Origin of the sequence: Parazoarcus communis (assembly GCF_003111665.1) — a bacterium.
GTDB lineage: Bacteria > Pseudomonadota > Gammaproteobacteria > Burkholderiales > Rhodocyclaceae > Parazoarcus > Parazoarcus communis_B.
On record NZ_CP022188.1, the window covers coordinates 4,505,749 to 4,522,979 of the forward strand.

A 17,231-nucleotide genomic window follows, 5' to 3' on the forward strand; every position below is an offset into this window, starting at 1 on the left:
CAATCGAGAAGTTTGACCTTCCCGAGAAGTCAGGCATAAACACCAGAATCTTTCCTGGCCATGCATGACTGACTTCTCGAACCTCGTTGTGTGTCTGACTACTGTCTGACTAGCGTCTGGTTTGCATCAGATACTGGTGGAGCTTGTCGGGATCGAACCGACGACCTACGGCTTGCAAAGCCGCCGCTCTCCCAGCTGAGCTAAAGCCCCATTCTGACCAACGCACCTTCGATAGTTTGGTGGGTCTGGTTGGGTTCGAACCAACGACCCCCGCCTTATCAAGACGGTGCTCTAACCAGCTGAGCTACAGACCCTCACACTCGAGGCTCTTCGCTTGAACAACCGATAAGTTGTGGATACTTGACCACTGCGACCTTTCTCTTGAAAGGAGGTGATCCAGCCGCACCTTCCGATACGGCTACCTTGTTACGACTTCACCCCAGTCATGAATCTCACCGTGGTAAGCGCCCCCCCGAAGGTTAAGCTACCTACTTCTGGTGAAACCCACTCCCATGGTGTGACGGGCGGTGTGTACAAGACCCGGGAACGTATTCACCGCAGCATGCTGATCTGCGATTACTAGCGATTCCGACTTCACGTAGTCGAGTTGCAGACTACGATCCGGACTACGATCGGCTTTAAGAGATTAGCTCCACCTCGCGGCTTGGCAACCCTCTGTACCGACCATTGTATGACGTGTGAAGCCCTACCCATAAGGGCCATGAGGACTTGACGTCATCCCCACCTTCCTCCGGTTTGTCACCGGCAGTCTCATTAGAGTGCCCAACTAAATGATGGCAACTAATGACAAGGGTTGCGCTCGTTGCGGGACTTAACCCAACATCTCACGACACGAGCTGACGACAGCCATGCAGCACCTGTGTTCTGGCTCCCGAAGGCACCAAGTGATCTCTCACAAGTTCCAGACATGTCAAGGGTAGGTAAGGTTTTTCGCGTTGCATCGAATTAATCCACATCATCCACCGCTTGTGCGGGTCCCCGTCAATTCCTTTGAGTTTTAACCTTGCGGCCGTACTCCCCAGGCGGTCAACTTCACGCGTTAGCTGCGTTACTCAGAAAGTTACCTCTCCGAACAACTAGTTGACATCGTTTAGGGCGTGGACTACCAGGGTATCTAATCCTGTTTGCTCCCCACGCTTTCGTGCATGAGCGTCAGTACAGGCCCAGGGGGCTGCCTTCGCCATCGGTGTTCCTCCACATATCTACGCATTTCACTGCTACACGTGGAATTCCACCCCCCTCTGCCGTACTCTAGCCTTGCAGTCACAAACGCAGTTCCCAGGTTAAGCCCGGGGATTTCACATCTGTCTTACAAAACCGCCTGCGCACGCTTTACGCCCAGTAATTCCGATTAACGCTCGCACCCTACGTATTACCGCGGCTGCTGGCACGTAGTTAGCCGGTGCTTCTTGTCAAGGTACCGTCATCCGACAAGGATATTAGCCTTGCCGTTTTCTTCCCTTGCGAAAGAGCTTTACAACCCGAAGGCCTTCTTCACTCACGCGGCATGGCTGGATCAGGCTTGCGCCCATTGTCCAAAATTCCCCACTGCTGCCTCCCGTAGGAGTCTGGGCCGTGTCTCAGTCCCAGTGTGGCGGATCATCCTCTCAGACCCGCTACAGATCGTCGCCTTGGTGAGCCTTTACCCCACCAACTAGCTAATCTGACATCGGCCACTCCAATCACGTGAGGTCCTAAGATCCCCCACTTTCCCCCTCAGGGCGTATGCGGTATTAGCTACGCTTTCGCGTAGTTATCCCCCATGACTGGGCATGTTCCGATGCATTACTCACCCGTTCGCCACTCGCCGGCAGGTGCAAGCACCCCCGCTGCCGTTCGACTTGCATGTGTAAAGCATGCCGCCAGCGTTCAATCTGAGCCAGGATCAAACTCTTAAGTTTAATCCTACAAAGTACTCAAAATCATTTTACTGACATATGAGCACCTAATCTTTGTGAAACTCAAAACTGCCTAAGCAGTTTCATGGCCACAGCGATCAAGCACCCACACTTATCGATTGTTCAATTTTTTAAAGAACCGCTGCAGTTCCTGCAGCAGAGAAGCGAGATTATGATCAACTTAACTTATCTCGTCAACCCCTGTTTTGGTTTTATTTCAAAACCACCGAAACAACTAAAACAGAAATCCGCCTCAAAAACACCTGCAAAAACAACCGCTTTCCTGCCATCACCCCGTTTCGCTAACTGCGTTTCGCGGTGAAGAGGTGCGCATTATAGACACCTCAGAAAGTTCGTCAACACCTAAATTTCAGATTATCGAAACGAAGCCCAATTCACGCCTCGGCGCCCTTCTGATGGTGCCTCAGCGCCCAGGCGACATGCTCACGCACAATCTCTGAAGGATGATCTGCCCTCGCCTTGAGCGCAGCCACGACTTCGGGAGTACCAGGGCCGTTTCCAAGTGCCACCGCAATGTTGCGCAACCATCGTTCGTGACCGATGCGGTGAATCGGACTTCCTGCAGTCAGGCGCCCGAACGCTTCTTCGGTCCACCCGAAGAGCTCTACGAGCGATGCACTGTCGAGACCGTTCCGCACCTCGAAGTCACTTTCTACAGCCCGCCTGGCGAACCGGTTCCAAGGGCAGACGAGCTGACAGTCGTCGCATCCATATATGCGGTTGCCGATGAGCGGACGAAACGGCTCAGGGATGGATCCGTGCAACTCGATCGTCAGATAGGAGATGCAGCGTCGCGCATCAAGCCGGAAAGGCGCAACGATTGCCCCGGTAGGGCAGGCATCGATACAGGCGACGCAAGTCCCGCAGTGCGCACTCACCGGCTCATCCACTGGCAAGGGCAGGTCAGTGAAGATCTCACCAAGAAAGAAGAACGACCCGAGCGACCTGTCTATTAATAAGGTGTGCTTGCCTCGCCACCCGAGACCACTCTTCGCACCCAACTCCACTTCGAGCACTGGCGCTGAATCAACAAATACCCGGTAGGCGGACGGAGAGGCGCCAACGATTCTGTCAGCGAGCTTCTGCAGGCGCGAGCGCATCACCTTGTGATAGTCCCGGCCCAAGGCATAGCGCGAAACATAGGCAAGCGTCGGATCACTCAGAACCGCCTCTGCCGGCGTGGCATCCGGCCAGTAATCCATGCGCACCGAGATGACACGCAACGTTCCCGGCAGAAGCTCTGCCGGGCGCGCCCGCTTCAGCCCGTGGCGCGCCATATAATGCATCTCGCCATGAAATCCGGCTTCGAGCCAGCGCTCCAGCCCAGGCTCAGCCGATTCGAGACCGGTGTCCGCCACGGTGATGGCACCAAACCCGAGCTCGCGCGCCCACAACCGGACATGTTCAGCCAAGGCCGCCATGTCCTCGGAAGACCCCTGGATAGTCGAGGAAGACTCATGCTCAATCTTGTTCACCCTGCGGATGATAGCTACACCGCGCTCACGACGCACCTCGACAATGAGGACGACACACTTGAACTTGGCGGCTCACTCGCCACAGCCCTGACACCCGGACTGAAGATCTGGCTGAACGGAAACCTTGGCAGCGGAAAGACGACGCTCACCCGCGGACTGCTTCGTGAACTTGGTCACACTGGAAAAGTCAAGAGCCCGACGTATACTCTCATTGAACCTTATGTAGTTTCTAGATTAGACTTATATCACTTTGATTTTTATCGACTGAACTCACCTGAAGAGTACCTTGATGCAGGACTGGACGAGTACTTCAACGGACCGGGCGTGTGCATTGTCGAGTGGCCTGAACAGGCTGCTCCCTATCTCGCCACGCCAGACCTCGTTGTCCTCATCGAGCCAGAAGGTGAAGGACGACGAGCCACCCTCCGGGGTCTCACCGAAGCGGGGCAAACATGCATAAGCCAACTAGCCAATTGTCAGAAGAAACAATCCCCACCCCCCGGAAAATGAACCGACGAACCCTGCTCAAGTTCGCAGGCGCCTCGCTTGCGCTTGTGGTGAGTCCGGTCGGCATGGCTGCAGGCAGCCTGCTTGCGGTCAGAGTCTGGCCCGCCGAGGAATACACCCGAATCACGCTCGAAGGCAGCAACGAGCTTCGCTTCACTCACCTGATGGTGAAGGATCCCGAGCGGCTGGTCGTTGACCTCGAAGGCATTGAGCTCAATAGTGTTCTGCAAACACTCCCGGGTAAAGTGCTCGACTCGGACCCCTACATTCGCAATATCCGGGCCGGTCAGAACCGCCCCGGCGTGGTCCGTGTGGTGGTCGAACTCAAGGCCGAGGTCAATCCGCAAGTCTTTACGCTCGCGCCGGTCAGCAACTACGGACATCGTCTGGTGCTGGATCTTTATCCAACCGTCGAAATGGATCCGCTGCTGGCGCTCATCGAAAAGTCATCCCCGATCGACGCGGCCGCCGGCGAATCCGGCATCACCGATGCAAAGGCGCACGGCAGCCCGGAGATCGCCCAGCGCGACAACGCGCCCTCGCATCGGGAGCGCAAGCCCGAGCCTCGTGTAAACCGGCTGTTCACCGTAGTGCTCGACGCTGGACACGGCGGAGAGGATCCTGGCGCGGTTGGCCGCGGCGGGAGTTACGAGAAGAACGTCACGCTCGACATCGCCAAGCGCCTGCGCAAGAAGATTGACGCGATGCCGAACATGCGCGCCGTACTGACCCGCGACGGCGACTACTTCGTGCCGCTCGGTCAGCGCGTCACCCGTGCGCGAAGGGTTCAGGCAGACCTGTTCGTCTCAGTCCACGCCGACGCCTTCGTGCGCCCGGAAGCCCGGGGTAGCTCGGTATTCGTGCTGTCCGAAAGAGGGGCATCGAGCTCGGCTGCACGATGGCTGGCGCAGAAAGAGAACGATGCGGACCTCATCGGTGGCGTCAATCTGGCAAAGCAGGACGGCCACCTTGCGCGAACCCTGCTTGACCTGTCTCAGGCCGCGACGATCAACGACAGTCTCAAACTTGGCAAGGCAGTGCTGGCCGAACTCGGCGACATCAACACCCTGCACAAGGCGCACGTGGAACAAGCGGGCTTCGCCGTGCTGAAAGCACCCGACATCCCGTCAATCCTCGTTGAAACTGCGTTCATCAGTAACCCGGAGGAAGAGCGTCGCCTCAATGACGACGCCTATCAGGACAAGATGGCCGAGGCGATCATGCGCGGGATCAGACGCTATTTTGACGACAACCCGCCCGCGCCGCGCACCCGCGTTGCACAGCTGGGCTGATTTGCCCCCTCCTTTGCCGGTATAATCGCGGATTTTTTCAGGCGGTTATGCAGGTTTTTCGCGGGTTCCCCGAACAGGCAAAGGAAGCCTGCGTGCTGACCATAGGCAATTTCGACGGTCTGCATCGCGGGCATCAGGCGCTGCTCAAGCAGCTCACCGACAAGGCTGGCGCACTTGGCGTGCCCGCTGTCGTGCTCACGTTCGAGCCTCACCCACGCGAGTACTTCTCACCGGACAAAGCCCCTGCGCGACTTGCTTCGCTGAGAGAGAAACTGCAGCTATTGGCCACCAGCGGCGTCGATCGCGTGCATGTCTGCCGCTTCAACGCCCGTTTTGCCGCCCAGACCGCAAGCAGCTTCATTGAAGACGTGCTGGTGAAAGGGCTGGATGTACGCCATCTTTTCATCGGTGACGACTTTCGGTTTGGCGCTGGACGCACCGGTGATTTCGCGATGCTTCAGGCCGCAGGCAAAGACTTCGGCTTCGGTGTCGAATCGATGCCGACGCTCGCAGTGGCCGGCGAACGTGCCTCAAGCTCTGCTGTGCGCTCAGCGCTTGCGAGTGGCGACCTCGAACACGCCGCCCAACTGCTCGGACGCCCCTACAGCATTGCCGGTCGCGTGGTCCATGGCGACAAGATCGGACGCCAGCTCGGCTTTCCCACGCTGAATATTCAGCTCAAGCACCGCCGCCCTCCGCTTTCGGGCGTCTTTGCGGTCTCCGTCGAAGGACTGGAGGGAAGCAGACTCGCCGGTGTCGCCAATGTGGGCGTCAGGCCAACCGCCACCGATGCCGGGCGCGCCCGTCTTGAAGTCCACCTCCTGAACTGGAGCGGCGACTGTTACGGCGCTCATCCGCGCATTCACTTCCTGCTTAAGGTTCGCGACGAGATGAAATTCGCCTCGCTCGACGAACTGAAGACACAAATCGCCCGCGATGCCGATACTGCACGCGACTGGTTCGCCCTCAATCCGAATTGCCTTCTAGGCTGAACAGAGACAGACGCACACGCCATGGCCGACTACCGCAAGACGCTCAACCTGCCCGACACCTCCTTCCCGATGCGCGGCGATCTGCCAAAGCGCGAACCGAAGTGGATTGCCGAATGGCAGCAGAAGAAGCTCTATCAACGCATTCGCGAGGCCAGCGCAGGACGGCCCAAGTTCGTGCTCCACGACGGCCCCCCGTACGCGAACGGCAATCTTCACCTCGGCCACGCCTTGAACAAGATTCTCAAGGACATCATCGTGCGCTCGAAGACCATGGCCGGCTTTGATGCCCCGTATGTGCCGGGCTGGGACTGTCACGGCCTGCCCATTGAACACAAGGTGGAAGTCACCCACGGCAAGAACCTGCCGGCCGACAAGGTACGCGAACTGTGCCGCGCCTATGCGGCCGAGCAGGTCGAAATCCAGAAGCAGGAGTTCATTCGCCTCGGCGTGCTGGGTGAGTGGGACAACCCCTATCTGACGATGAACTTCGCCAACGAGGCGAACGAGATTCGCGCGCTGGCCGAAATGACCAAGGCCGGCTACGTGTTCAAGGGGCTGAAGCCGGTCAACTGGTGTTTCGACTGCGGTTCTGCGCTGGCCGAGGCCGAAGTCGAGTATGCCGACAAGCAATCCCCGACGATCGATGTCGCGTTCGCCGTGACGGATGCTGATGCACCGAAACTCGCCGCTGCATTCGGCCTCGACACGCTTGCGAAGCCTGCGGCCGCCGTCATCTGGACCACCACACCGTGGACGATTCCCGCCAACCAGGCACTGAACGCACACCCCGAATTCGACTATGCACTGGTCGACACCGGCGAGCGCCTGCTGATCGTGGCCGAGGAACTGGTGGCGGCCTGCCTTGAGCGCTACCAGGTCGAAGGCAAGATCATTGCGACCACCAAGGGCGCAGCGCTCGAGCGTATCGAGTTCCGCCACCCGCTCTACGACCGTGTCTCTCCGGTCTATCTTGCCGAGTACGTCGGCCTCGACGCCGGCACCGGCATCGTGCACTCGGCGCCTGCGCATGGCGTGGATGACTTCAACTCCTGGGGCGCCTACGGCCGCAGCAATGACGAGATCCTGTCTATCGTCATGGGCCACGGCGAGTACGTACCCGACCTGCCCTTCTTTGGCGGGATGAACATCTGGAAGGCCAACCCGGCCATCGTCGACAAACTGCGCGAAGTGGGTGCCCTGGTCTCGGACAGCAAGATTAGCCACAGCTACATGCACTGCTGGCGTCACAAGACGCCGCTGGTCTACCGCGCCACGGCACAGTGGTTCGTGGGCATGGACCGCAAGGCTGCAGATCAGACCACGCTGCGCGAGCGCGCACTGCGCGGGGTTGAATCCACCAAGTTCTTCCCCGCATGGGGACAGTCGCGTCTGCATGCAATGATCGCCAACCGCCCGGACTGGTGCATCTCGCGCCAGCGCAACTGGGGCGTCCCGATCCCGTTTTTCCTGCACAAGGAAAGCGGCGAACTGCATCCGCGTACCGTCGAGCTGATGGAAGAAGTTGCAAAGCGCGTCGAGAAGGAAGGCATTGAAGCCTGGTTCAAGCTCGACGCAGCGGAGCTCCTTGGGACTGAAGCTGCCCACTACGACAAGATCAGCGACACCCTGGACGTCTGGTTCGACTCCGGCACCACGCACTGGCATGTGTTGCGCGGCTCGCACAACGACGGCCATGCCGAAGGCCCGCGTGCCGACCTGTATCTCGAAGGCTCCGACCAGCACCGCGGCTGGTTCCATTCTTCCCTGCTGACGGGCTGCGCCATCGATGGCCACCCGCCCTACAAGGCGCTGCTGACGCACGGTTTCACAGTGGACCAGCAGGGCAGGAAGATGAGCAAGTCGCTCGGCAACACCATCCTCCCGCAGGAAGTCTCGGACAAGATGGGCGCTGAAATCCTGCGTCTGTGGGTGGCCAGCACCGATTACTCGGGCGAACTTGCGATGTCCAAGGAGATCCTCGCCCGTGTGGTCGAAGGATACCGGCGCATCCGCAACACGCTGCGCTTCCTGATGGCCAACACCGCCGATTTCTCCATCGAAACGGACGCCGTTCCCATCGATCAGTGGCTCGAGATCGACCGCTACGCGCTGGCCTTCACCCGCCAGATGGCCGTCCAGGCAGAGGCCGATTTCGGCAGGTTCGAGTTTCACAAGATCGTCCAGGGCTTGCAGATCTTCTGCTCGGAAGAACTGGGCGCCTTCTATCTCGACATCCTCAAGGACCGCCTGTACACCACCAAGGCAGACAGTCTCCCGCGTCGCGCTGCGCAAACGGCGCTGTGGCACATCACCCAGACGCTGCTTAAGCTGATGGCACCGATCCTTACCTTCACCGCAGAAGAGGCGTGGGCCGTCCTCAATCCGGGCAAGGACGACAGCGTGATGCTTCACACCTTCCATGCCCTGCCTGCGCAGGAAGGCGAGGCTGGACTCATCGCACGCTGGGAGAGCATCCGCAGCGTTCGTGCCGACGCACTGAAGGTCATCGAGGGCCTGCGGACAGAAGGCAAGGTCGGGGCATCGCTGCAGGCCGAACTCGAACTGCATCTGACGGACGAGAAGTTCGTCGCGATGCAGAGCCTGAAAGACGATCTGCGCTTCGTTACGATGACTTCGCGCGCGTCGCTGGTCGAAGTGGCCAGCGCCGAGGAAGAGCGCATTGTTGCCACGCCGAGCGATAAGCAGAAATGCGAACGCTGCTGGCACTATACGGACGATGTCGGACATGACCACGATCGTCCGACGCTGTGCGGTCGTTGCGTGAGCAACCTGTTCGGCAGCGGAGAAGCGCGCTCGCATGCCTGATCCGAAGCAAGCCGCCCGACCAGCGCTGACCGCGATGCTGCCATGGCTTGCACTCGCCATGCTCATCGCGGTGCTCGACCAGGTCACCAAGCAGATCGTACTGAGCTTGATGGAGTACGGCGCGCGCATTCCGGTGACCGGGTTCTTCGATCTGGTGCTGGTGTTCAATCGCGGCGCGGCCTTCAGCTTTCTGGCCGAGCATTCCGGCTGGCAACGCTGGTTCTTCACCGGACTGGCCGTCGTCATCTGCGGCTGGCTGACAGTACTCCTTCATCAGCACCGGAATGAACGTCTGCTGCCAACCGCGTTCGCACTCATCATCGGCGGCGCCATCGGCAATGTGGTCGATCGCCTGATGCATGGCGCAGTCGTAGACTTCCTGTACTTCCACGCCGGTCGTTTCGGCTGGCCGGCGTTCAATCTCGCCGACTCGGCCATCTTCGTCGGCGTCGCCCTGATGCTGTGGGCGCAGTTCCGCAGCAGCAAACAACACACCCACTCTAAACCGGAGCGTTCCTCGTGAGCCAGACCGTTGCCGACAACAGCCTTGTCACCCTTCACTACCGCATCACGCTGACCAATGGCCAACCGCTGATCAGCACCTTCGAGGCCACCCCCGCCACCCTGCAACTCGGCGCGGGCGAGATGCTGCCGGCAATGGAGAAGCTGATCGTGGGGCTCGAAGTGGGCAGCAACCATGTCTTCGAACTCGAACCCGAGAACGCATTCGGCCCCCACCGCGAGGAACTGGTGGAGCGGGTAAAGCGCGAACACATGCCTGCGGAAGAGATCGAAGCCATGAGTATTATGGAGTTCAGCGCGCCCGACGGGTCGCGCTACTCCGGACTGGTGCGCGAAATCGATGCAGAATCGGCGCTGATCGACTTCAACCACCCGCTCGCGGGAAAGAACATCCGCTTCGAAGTGAAGATCATCGGCACCTCGTGATGCCGGGCTCAGCCACAGAGAGATCATATGAACGATAAGGAAATCATGCTCGCCACCCCACGCGGCTTCTGTGCCGGGGTGGAGCGCGCCATCGAGATCGTCGAGCGGGCGCTGCAGCGGTTCGGCGCACCGATTTATGTTCGCCACGAAGTGGTGCACAACAAGTTCGTCGTTGATGACTTGCGCAACAAGGGCGCAATCTTCATAGAGGAACTGGAAGAAGTCCCTTCGGGCAATACCGTCATCTTCAGCGCACACGGCGTGTCGCAAGCAGTGCGTGACGAAGCCGAGCAGCGTGGCCTGCGTGTGTTCGACGCCACCTGCCCGCTGGTCACCAAGGTGCATATCGAAGTGGCCCGCATGCGCGAACAGGGCCGGGAACTGGTCATGATCGGCCACAAGGGGCACCCGGAAGTCGAAGGCACAATGGGTCAGGTCAGGGACGGCATCCATCTCGTCGAGACCGCCAATGACGTCGCCGGCCTCACCGTTGCCGACCCCGACAAGCTCGCCTATGTCACCCAGACCACGCTGTCGGTGGACGATGCCGCGGCGATTGTTGCAGCGCTTCGCGAGCGCTTCCCGAGCATCGTTGGCCCCAAAAAGGATGACATCTGCTACGCGACCCAGAACAGGCAGGATGCCGTGAAGTTCATGACGCCATTTGCCGATGTTGTGTTCGTGGTGGGCTCGAAGAACAGCTCGAACTCTAACCGTCTGCGCGAAGTTGCCGAACTGCGCGGAGTGCCCGCCTACCTGGTGGACAACGCAGAAGGAATCGATCCAGCCTGGCTGGACGGCAAGCGACGTATCGGCGTCACCGCCGGCGCGTCTGCGCCGGAAGTCCTCGTGGAGGACGTCATCGTTCGGCTCAAGTCACTGAGTGGCGGAGCGGTACGTAACCTGGACGGCGTACCGGAGAAAGTGACCTTCCCCCTCCCCAAGGAGTTGCAGGACACGCCGTAAGGCAGATGGCTGAGGATGCGACCCTGTCCGCCCCCTTGGCCAGACCGCAACCCGGAAGCAGCCAGACGCATCGCGTGCGGGCTGCTTCCACGAGCAAACATCAGATATGCGGCTCCATGATGCGACGATAGAACTCATGGAAGTGCTGCATCCCGTCTTCGTAGGGTGACTGGTAAGGCCCCACCTCGCTGCGGCCCTCCTTCAGCAGGGCACGACGACCACGATCCATGCGCTCGCCGATCTCGTCGTCCTCGATCGCGGTCTCCATGTAGGCGGCCTGCTCGGCCTCCACGAATTCGCGCTCGAACTCGACGATATCTTCCGGATAGTAGAACTCGACCACATTGGTGGTTTTGTCGACATCGACCGGAATCAGCGTGCTCACCACCAGCACGTGCGGATACCACTCCACCATCACGTTCGGATAGTAGGTCAGCCAGATCGCACCATGTGCCGGCTTGTTCTCGCCGTAGTAATCCTGCACGGCCTTGTGCCACTTGCCGTAGGTCGCCGACCCCGGCTTGGCAAGCGAAGTGATCCCGACGCGCTGCACGGAATACCAGTCACCGAACTGCCAGGAGAGGTCGTCGCAGGTGACGAACTTGCCCAGCCCGGGATGAAAGGGTGCAACGTGGTAATCCTCAAGATAGACCTCAATGAAGGTCTTCCAGTTGTAATTGCACTCGTGAATCTCGACACGATCCAGCTTGTAGCCGGTGAAATCGAGTTCGGGCGCGACCTGCATGCCGGCAAGGTCGGCATTCGCCGAGCGCGGCCCTTTGAACAGCAGCCCCTGCCAGTCCTCGAGCGCATCGCGCCGGAGATTGAGGCAGGGATTATCCGCAAAATGAGGCGCCCCCAGCAGTGCGCCCTGCTGGTCGTAGGTCCAGCGATGAATCGGGCATACGATGTGTTCCGTCGAGCCCGACCCTTCCAGCATGATCGCCTGCCGGTGTCGGCAGACGTTGGACAGCTGATGGACGCCCGCATCGGTGCGAAACAGCAGCTTGGAATGATCAAGCCATTCAAGCGAACGGTAGTTGCCGACTTCCGGTACCATTAGCGCATGGCCAACGTACCCCGGCCCGGCATCGAAGAGGAGCTTCTTCTCCATTTCGAAAACCTTCTCGTCGAAGTACCATGAAACCGGCAGCTGCGATGCTGCCGGTGCCAATTGCGAGTTGGCCGCGATATCGGACATTACCGAACCCCCTAATCTGGACCAGAATCCGGACAAATAAACGTAATATCTTAAGCGAAGCCCCGTTTGACCGCCAGACGCCCGATCGGTTATTTTCCCGTCTTTACCCGCGCCACGTCCTGATCCATGCCAAAGTCGGCGTCAGCTCCAAAATCCTTCGAAGCCGCAGTCTCCGAACTCGAGACCATCGTCCAGCAAATGGAATCCGGCACTCTGACGCTCGAGGATGCCCTCGACCGCTACCAGCGCGGCGCCAGCCTGCTCAAGTATTGCCAGGAAACCCTGAGCAACGCCGAGCAGCGCGTCCGGGTACTCGAAGGCGATTCACTGGTCGACTTCAATCCGGCCCCGACGCGGAGCGATACATGAGCCAGAATGACTTTGCCGGCTGGATGCGCCAGATTCAGGCGCGCACCGAAACCGCGCTCGCAAAAGCCCTGCCCGCCCCGGACCTCGCCCCTGCCCGCCTCCACGAAGCGATGCGCTACGCAGTGCTGGGTGGCGGCAAACGGGTTCGCCCCCTGCTCGTTCATGCTGCGGGCGAGATCGTCGGCGCGTCTCCGTCGCACCTCGACCATGCGGCCTGCGCGGTCGAACTGATTCACGCCTATTCGCTGGTGCATGACGACATGCCCTGCATGGATGACGACGTCCTGCGCCGTGGCAAACCCACAGTGCATGTGGAATATGACGAGGCGACCGCCCTGCTGGTTGGCGATGCATTGCAAACCCTCGCGTTTCAGGTTCTCGCCGACAACCCGATCAGTGCCGCGCCTGCGGGACAGATTGCAATGATCCGTCAGCTCGCCATCGCCTCTGGTTCGCGTGGCATGGCCGGCGGCCAGGCCATCGACCTCGCCGCAGTTGGCAAGCAGTTGTCGCGTGAAGAGCTCGAGTTCATGCATGTCCACAAGACCGGCGCCCTCATTCGCGCATCAGTGCTGCTGGGCGCTCAGGCCGGCACATCGACCGAAGAGGCAGACCTCCTGCGCCTGGACCGTTACGCCAAGCTGATCGGCCTGCTGTTCCAGGTGGTCGATGACATCCTCGATGCCGAAGCCGACACGGCCACCCTCGGCAAGACCGCCGGCAAGGATGCGGACAATGACAAACCGACTTACGTCAGCCTGATCGGGCTCGATGAAGCCAAGCGCCTGTCGCGGGAAATGCTCGCCGAAGCGCATGAGGCACTGGCACCGCTCGGCGAGCGCGCCGCCCGCTTGCGTGCGCTGGCCGATTACATCGTGCATCGCCCATTCTGACTCTCACCTTCTTCTGCCGGCCCGACACATGTCTCCGTACAAAAATCTAGAACGCATCGCCTCACCCGCCGACCTGCGCGCCCTCGAACGCCGCGAACTGGGTCTCGTCGCCGATGAGCTGCGTGCGTTCCTGATTGAGTCGGTATCCAAGACCGGCGGGCATCTGTCATCGAACCTGGGTACGGTCGAACTGACGATCGCCCTGCACTACGTGTTCAACACCCCGGAAGATCGCATCGTCTGGGACGTCGGGCATCAAACCTACGGCCACAAGATCCTGACCGGCCGCCGCGAAGCGATGAGCAATCTGCGGCGCTGGGGCGGCATCTCCGGCTTTCCCCGCCGCTGCGAGAGCGAATACGACACCTTCGGCACCGCGCACTCCTCGACCTCCATCTCGGCGGCGCTCGGCATGGCCGCAGCAGCCCGCGACCGCGGCGAGGACAGGCAGTCGATTGCAGTGATCGGTGACGGCGCAATGTCGGCAGGCATGGCCTTCGAGGCACTGAACAACGCTGGCGACATGGAAGGCGTCAACCTGCTGGTGATTCTGAACGACAACGAAATGTCGATCTCGCCACCCGTCGGTGCGCTCACCAAGATTCTTGCCCGTCTGATGTCCGGCTCAACCTACAACACCGCCCGCCGCGTCGGCGAGAAAGTGCTGGGAATGGCACCTTCCGTTGCGGAGCTGGCGCGCAAGGTCGAAGAGCACGTAAAAGGCATGATCACCCCGGGCACCCTGTTCGAGGAGTTCGGCTTCCATTACTACGGCCCGATCGACGGTCACGACCTCGACGCCCTCGTGCCCACACTGCAGAACCTGCGCAAACTCAAGGGCCCGCAGTTCCTGCATGTGATCACCCGCAAGGGACAGGGTTACAAGCTCGCCGAAGCCGACCCCATCCTTTACCACGGCGTGTCAAAGTTCGACCGCAACGCCGGCATCCAGAGCAGCAAGACCGGCGGCAAGCTCACCTATACCCAGGTATTCGGTGACTGGCTGTGCGACATGGCGGCAACCGACCCGCGCGTCGTCGGCATTACGCCGGCCATGCGCGAAGGCTCGGGCCTGGTGCGTTTCGAACAGGAGTTCCCCGACCGCTACTACGATGTCGGCATCGCCGAGCAACACGCACTGACCTTCGCCGCGGGCATGGCCTGCGAAGGTTATCGGCCGGTTGTGGCAATCTATTCAACCTTCCTGCAACGCGCCTACGACCAGCTGGTGCATGACATTGCGCTGCAGAACCTGCCGGTGGTGCTGGCCGTCGATCGCGGCGGCCTGGTAGGTGCCGACGGCGCAACCCATCACGGCGCGTTCGATCTGTCCTTCCTGTCCTGCATCCCGAACATGGTGGTGATGGCGCCGGCCGACGAGAACGAATGCCGGCAGATGCTCTACACCGCGGTCTGTCACGACGGCCCCACGGCGGTGCGCTACCCGCGCGGCAGTGGCACCGGCGTTGCACCGGAAACGGCCATGACTGCACTCCCCATCGGCAAGGCCGAGACGAAACGGCAGGGCAAGCGTATCGCCCTGCTCGCCTTCGGCAGCATGGTCAATACGGCCATGGCGGTCGGCGAAACGCTCGATGCCACCGTTGTGAACATGCGCTTCATCAAGCCGCTCGATGAAGCGCTGATTGTCGAACTTGCCGCCAGCCACGACCTGCTCGTGACGATCGAGGAGAACGCCGTCATCGGCGGCGCAGGCTCGGAGGTCGCTCGTGTGCTCGAAACACTCGCCGAACGTCCGCGCATCCTGCGTTTAGGCCTTCCCGACAACTTCATCGACCATGGCGAGCAGGGACAGCTGCTGGCATCGATCGGCCTCGACAAGGACGGCATTCTCGCCAGTATTGCGAAAGCCTATCCAGGCAATAGTTGAGTAAGTTTGTCGGGATTGTTAGCATTCCAGGACTGAAAGGGCGCAGATCCCGACCACAACAGAGAACACACATGAACACCCAGGCAGCACAGGCCATTCCCGACGTCCAGAGCAGCATCGATCGCCGTGAGATTGCGATCAACAAGGTCGGGATCAAGGCGATCCGTCACCCGATCAAGGTCAGCGACAGATCGGGCGGCGTGCAGCACACCGTTGCCACTTTCAACATGTATGTCGGCCTGCCCCATAATTTCAAGGGCACCCACATGTCGCGCTTCGTTGAGATCCTCAACAGCAACGAGCGTGAGATTTCGGTCGAGTCCTTCGAGCCGATGCTGCGTGAAATGGTGACGCGCCTCGAGGCCGAAACCGGTCACGTCGAGATGAGCTTCCCCTACTTCATCAACAAGGCAGCACCGGTATCCGGCGTGCAGAGCCTGATGGATTACGAAGTCACCTTCATCGGCACCATCCACGAAGGCGGTCGCTACGAGTTCACCATGCGCATCATGGTGCCCGTCACCAGCCTGTGCCCGTGCTCGAAGAAGATCTCCGAATACGGCGCGCACAACCAGCGCTCGCATGTCACGGTCACCGCAACGCTGAACGACCATCTGTGGATCGAGGACGTCGTGCAGTTGGTGGAAGGCCAGGCCTCGTGCGAAGTCTATGGGCTGCTCAAGCGCCCCGACGAAAAGTACGTCACCGAGCGCGCATACGACAACCCGAAGTTCGTCGAGGACATGGTGCGCGACGTCGCCGGCCTGCTCAATCACGAGCAGCGCATCGACGCCTACGCGGTCGAATCGGAAAACTTCGAATCGATCCACAACCACTCGGCTTACGCACTCATCGAACGGGACAAGCGCCTGCCGGCCTGACACAGATGACACTGCCCGCCGTCCCGTTGTCGGTGCTCGATCTTGCGCCGGTCCCTCAGGGCAGCACGCCTGCCGACGCTTTACGCAACACGACCGAGCTTGCACGTCACACCGAGCGCCTCGGCTTCAATCGCTACTGGCTTGCCGAACACCACAACATGACCGGCATTGCCAGTGCGGCGACGGCGGTGGTCATTGGTCACGTGGCAGCCGCAACCTCAAGCATCCGCGTCGGCGCGGGCGGCATCATGCTGCCGAATCACGCCCCACTCGTCATTGCCGAACAGTTCGGCACTCTCGAGTCACTCTTTCCCGGGCGTATCGATCTCGGTCTCGGGAGGGCACCTGGTACCGACCAGCGTACCGCGCGCGCACTGCGCCGGAACCTCGCCGGCGGTGACGACAGCTTCCCCCAGGATGTTGCAGAGCTACAGTTCTACTTTGCTCCGCCACAAGCCAACCAGCCTGTGCGAGCCGTTCCAGGCGCAGGTCTGGACGTGCCGATCTGGCTACTCGGCTCCAGCCTCTACAGTGCGGAGCTCGCAGCCCACCTCGGCCTGCCCTTCGCCTTTGCATCGCACTTCGCACCCCGCTTCCTGATGCAGGCAATCGATCTCTATCGCAGTCGCTTCAGACCATCGGCCGCGCTCGACAAGCCCTATGTGATGGTCGGCGCCAATGCGATTGGTGCGGACAGCGACGACGAAGCGCAGTTTCTGCTGCGCTCGCTGCGCCTGCGCTTTGCAGCCATGGCTCGCGGCATGCGTGGCACGCTCCCGCCTCCGGAGGATTTCAAGGAGAACGACTGGACGGCTGCAGAACTCGCCTTTGCCGACGAGTCGCTGTCGTGCGCGGCAGTCGGCGCTTCCTCAAGCATGGCAGCGCAACTGTCTGCGCTCGTCGCGCAAACGGGTGCCGACGAAATGATCCTCACCGCACAGATATTCGATCACCGGGCGCGGCTTCATTCGTATGAAGTCCTTGCCCAGGCATGGGGGCTGGCGCCCCTGGGCGCATCGGAAAGCTGAATCGCTGCGGGACGGCACACAC

At 60.4% G+C, this 17,231-nt stretch carries 15 protein-coding genes, 2 tRNA genes and 1 rRNA gene; 13 read left to right on the top strand and 5 right to left on the bottom strand.

From position 1 onward, the window contains the following. Window positions 1-134 precede the first annotated feature (134 nt). The 3 genes from CEW87_RS20490 to CEW87_RS20500 all read right to left on the bottom strand — a co-directional run bounded on the left by CEW87_RS20490 (window position 135) and on the right by CEW87_RS20500 (window position 1,922). Window positions 135-210: transfer RNA gene (locus CEW87_RS20490), tRNA-Ala, on the bottom strand. A 27-nt stretch (window positions 211-237) separates the two neighbouring features. Beyond that, a tRNA-Ile gene (locus CEW87_RS20495) sits at window positions 238-314 on the bottom strand. Between the two features lie 70 nt (window positions 315-384). Further along, a 16S ribosomal RNA gene (locus CEW87_RS20500) occupies window positions 385-1,922 on the bottom strand. Between the two features lie 82 nt (window positions 1,923-2,004). Here CEW87_RS20500 and CEW87_RS22520 point away from each other — a divergent pair. Beyond that, window positions 2,005-2,241, top strand: coding sequence for a hypothetical protein (locus CEW87_RS22520; protein ID WP_159098223.1), 237 nt, complete (start codon window positions 2,005-2,007; stop codon window positions 2,239-2,241). Window positions 2,242-2,314: 73 nt separating this feature from the next. On the opposite strand, the gene queG is transcribed toward CEW87_RS22520, so the two are convergent. Further along, window positions 2,315-3,361, bottom strand: a complete 1,047-nt coding sequence (queG, locus tag CEW87_RS20505; RefSeq protein ID WP_108975992.1) for a tRNA epoxyqueuosine(34) reductase QueG — start codon at window positions 3,359-3,361, stop codon at window positions 2,315-2,317. Window positions 3,362-3,397: 36 nt separating this feature from the next. Between queG and tsaE the strand changes: the two genes are divergently transcribed. The 7 genes from tsaE to ispH are packed head-to-tail and all read left to right on the top strand — an operon-like array spanning window position 3,398 to window position 10,946. Next, window positions 3,398-3,925 (top strand): tRNA (adenosine(37)-N6)-threonylcarbamoyltransferase complex ATPase subunit type 1 TsaE, encoded by a 528-nt coding sequence (gene tsaE, locus CEW87_RS20510; RefSeq protein ID WP_108977424.1) that lies wholly within the window; start codon window positions 3,398-3,400, stop codon window positions 3,923-3,925. Further along, window positions 3,868-5,214, top strand: a complete 1,347-nt coding sequence (locus CEW87_RS20515; RefSeq protein WP_108975994.1) for an N-acetylmuramoyl-L-alanine amidase — start codon at window positions 3,868-3,870, stop codon at window positions 5,212-5,214. Before tsaE ends, CEW87_RS20515 begins: the two co-directional genes overlap by 58 nt. Window positions 5,215-5,261: 47 nt before the next feature. Further along, the gene (locus CEW87_RS20520; RefSeq protein ID WP_108975996.1) at window positions 5,262-6,206 is read left to right on the top strand and encodes a bifunctional riboflavin kinase/FAD synthetase; all 945 of its coding nucleotides are present in this window, start codon (window positions 5,262-5,264) and stop codon (window positions 6,204-6,206) included. A 21-nt stretch (window positions 6,207-6,227) separates the two neighbouring features. Then, window positions 6,228-9,032, top strand: a complete 2,805-nt coding sequence (gene ileS, locus CEW87_RS20525) for an isoleucine--tRNA ligase (RefSeq protein ID WP_108975998.1) — start codon at window positions 6,228-6,230, stop codon at window positions 9,030-9,032. Continuing rightward, a complete protein-coding gene (gene lspA, locus CEW87_RS20530; protein WP_108976000.1) occupies window positions 9,025-9,555 on the top strand; it encodes a signal peptidase II in 531 nt (176 codons plus the stop codon). Before ileS ends, lspA begins: the two co-directional genes overlap by 8 nt. Continuing rightward, on the top strand, window positions 9,552-9,980 hold the full coding sequence (locus CEW87_RS20535; RefSeq protein WP_108948839.1) for an FKBP-type peptidyl-prolyl cis-trans isomerase: 429 nt from the start codon (window positions 9,552-9,554) through the stop codon (window positions 9,978-9,980). The genes lspA and CEW87_RS20535 overlap by 4 nt, the downstream gene beginning before the upstream one ends. A 27-nt stretch (window positions 9,981-10,007) precedes the next feature. Next, window positions 10,008-10,946: a 4-hydroxy-3-methylbut-2-enyl diphosphate reductase gene (gene ispH, locus CEW87_RS20540; RefSeq protein ID WP_108976002.1), complete on the top strand. Its 939-nt coding sequence runs from the start codon at window positions 10,008-10,010 to the stop codon at window positions 10,944-10,946. A 100-nt stretch (window positions 10,947-11,046) separates the two neighbouring features. On the opposite strand, the gene CEW87_RS20545 is transcribed toward ispH, so the two are convergent. Then, on the bottom strand, window positions 11,047-12,147 hold the full coding sequence (locus tag CEW87_RS20545; RefSeq protein WP_108976004.1) for an aromatic ring-hydroxylating oxygenase subunit alpha: 1,101 nt from the start codon (window positions 12,145-12,147) through the stop codon (window positions 11,047-11,049). A gap of 126 nt (window positions 12,148-12,273) precedes the next feature. On the opposite strand from CEW87_RS20545, the gene CEW87_RS20550 reads away from it, so the two are divergent. From CEW87_RS20550 to CEW87_RS20570, 5 genes are all read left to right on the top strand, one after another. Next, entirely contained in the window at window positions 12,274-12,516 is a 243-nt protein-coding gene (locus tag CEW87_RS20550) for an exodeoxyribonuclease VII small subunit (protein WP_108976005.1), read from the top strand. Continuing rightward, the gene (locus tag CEW87_RS20555; RefSeq protein ID WP_108976007.1) at window positions 12,513-13,409 is read left to right on the top strand and encodes a polyprenyl synthetase family protein; all 897 of its coding nucleotides are present in this window, start codon (window positions 12,513-12,515) and stop codon (window positions 13,407-13,409) included. Before CEW87_RS20550 ends, CEW87_RS20555 begins: the two co-directional genes overlap by 4 nt. Before the next feature lie 28 nt (window positions 13,410-13,437). Then, on the top strand, window positions 13,438-15,300 hold the full coding sequence (gene dxs / locus CEW87_RS20560; RefSeq protein ID WP_108976009.1) for a 1-deoxy-D-xylulose-5-phosphate synthase: 1,863 nt from the start codon (window positions 13,438-13,440) through the stop codon (window positions 15,298-15,300). Window positions 15,301-15,371: 71 nt separating this feature from the next. Further along, on the top strand, window positions 15,372-16,181 hold the full coding sequence (gene folE2, locus CEW87_RS20565; RefSeq protein WP_108976011.1) for a GTP cyclohydrolase FolE2: 810 nt from the start codon (window positions 15,372-15,374) through the stop codon (window positions 16,179-16,181). 5 nt (window positions 16,182-16,186) lie between these two features. Further along, window positions 16,187-17,209 (top strand): LLM class flavin-dependent oxidoreductase, encoded by a 1,023-nt coding sequence (locus CEW87_RS20570; RefSeq protein ID WP_108976014.1) that lies wholly within the window; start codon window positions 16,187-16,189, stop codon window positions 17,207-17,209. The last annotated feature ends 22 nt before the right edge of the window (window positions 17,210-17,231 follow it).

Excerpts from the sequence above, each read along its gene's own strand:
- CEW87_RS22520 (WP_159098223.1), top strand. The coding sequence starts at position 2,005 with ATGGCCACAGCGATCAAGCACCCACACTTATCGATTGTTCAATTTTTT.
- queG (WP_108975992.1), bottom strand. The coding sequence starts at position 3,361 with ATGGCGGCCTTGGCTGAACATGTCCGGTTGTGGGCGCGCGAGCTCGGG.
- tsaE (WP_108977424.1), top strand. The coding sequence starts at position 3,398 with ATGCTCAATCTTGTTCACCCTGCGGATGATAGCTACACCGCGCTCACG.
- CEW87_RS20515 (WP_108975994.1), top strand. The coding sequence starts at position 3,868 with ATGCATAAGCCAACTAGCCAATTGTCAGAAGAAACAATCCCCACCCCC.
- CEW87_RS20520 (WP_108975996.1), top strand. The coding sequence starts at position 5,262 with ATGCAGGTTTTTCGCGGGTTCCCCGAACAGGCAAAGGAAGCCTGCGTG.
- ileS (WP_108975998.1), top strand. The coding sequence starts at position 6,228 with ATGGCCGACTACCGCAAGACGCTCAACCTGCCCGACACCTCCTTCCCG.
- lspA (WP_108976000.1), top strand. The coding sequence starts at position 9,025 with ATGCCTGATCCGAAGCAAGCCGCCCGACCAGCGCTGACCGCGATGCTG.
- ispH (WP_108976002.1), top strand. The coding sequence starts at position 10,008 with ATGAACGATAAGGAAATCATGCTCGCCACCCCACGCGGCTTCTGTGCC.
- CEW87_RS20545 (WP_108976004.1), bottom strand. The coding sequence starts at position 12,147 with ATGTCCGATATCGCGGCCAACTCGCAATTGGCACCGGCAGCATCGCAG.
- CEW87_RS20550 (WP_108976005.1), top strand. The coding sequence starts at position 12,274 with ATGCCAAAGTCGGCGTCAGCTCCAAAATCCTTCGAAGCCGCAGTCTCC.
- CEW87_RS20555 (WP_108976007.1), top strand. The coding sequence starts at position 12,513 with ATGAGCCAGAATGACTTTGCCGGCTGGATGCGCCAGATTCAGGCGCGC.
- dxs (WP_108976009.1), top strand. The coding sequence starts at position 13,438 with ATGTCTCCGTACAAAAATCTAGAACGCATCGCCTCACCCGCCGACCTG.
- folE2 (WP_108976011.1), top strand. The coding sequence starts at position 15,372 with ATGAACACCCAGGCAGCACAGGCCATTCCCGACGTCCAGAGCAGCATC.
- CEW87_RS20570 (WP_108976014.1), top strand. The coding sequence starts at position 16,187 with ATGACACTGCCCGCCGTCCCGTTGTCGGTGCTCGATCTTGCGCCGGTC.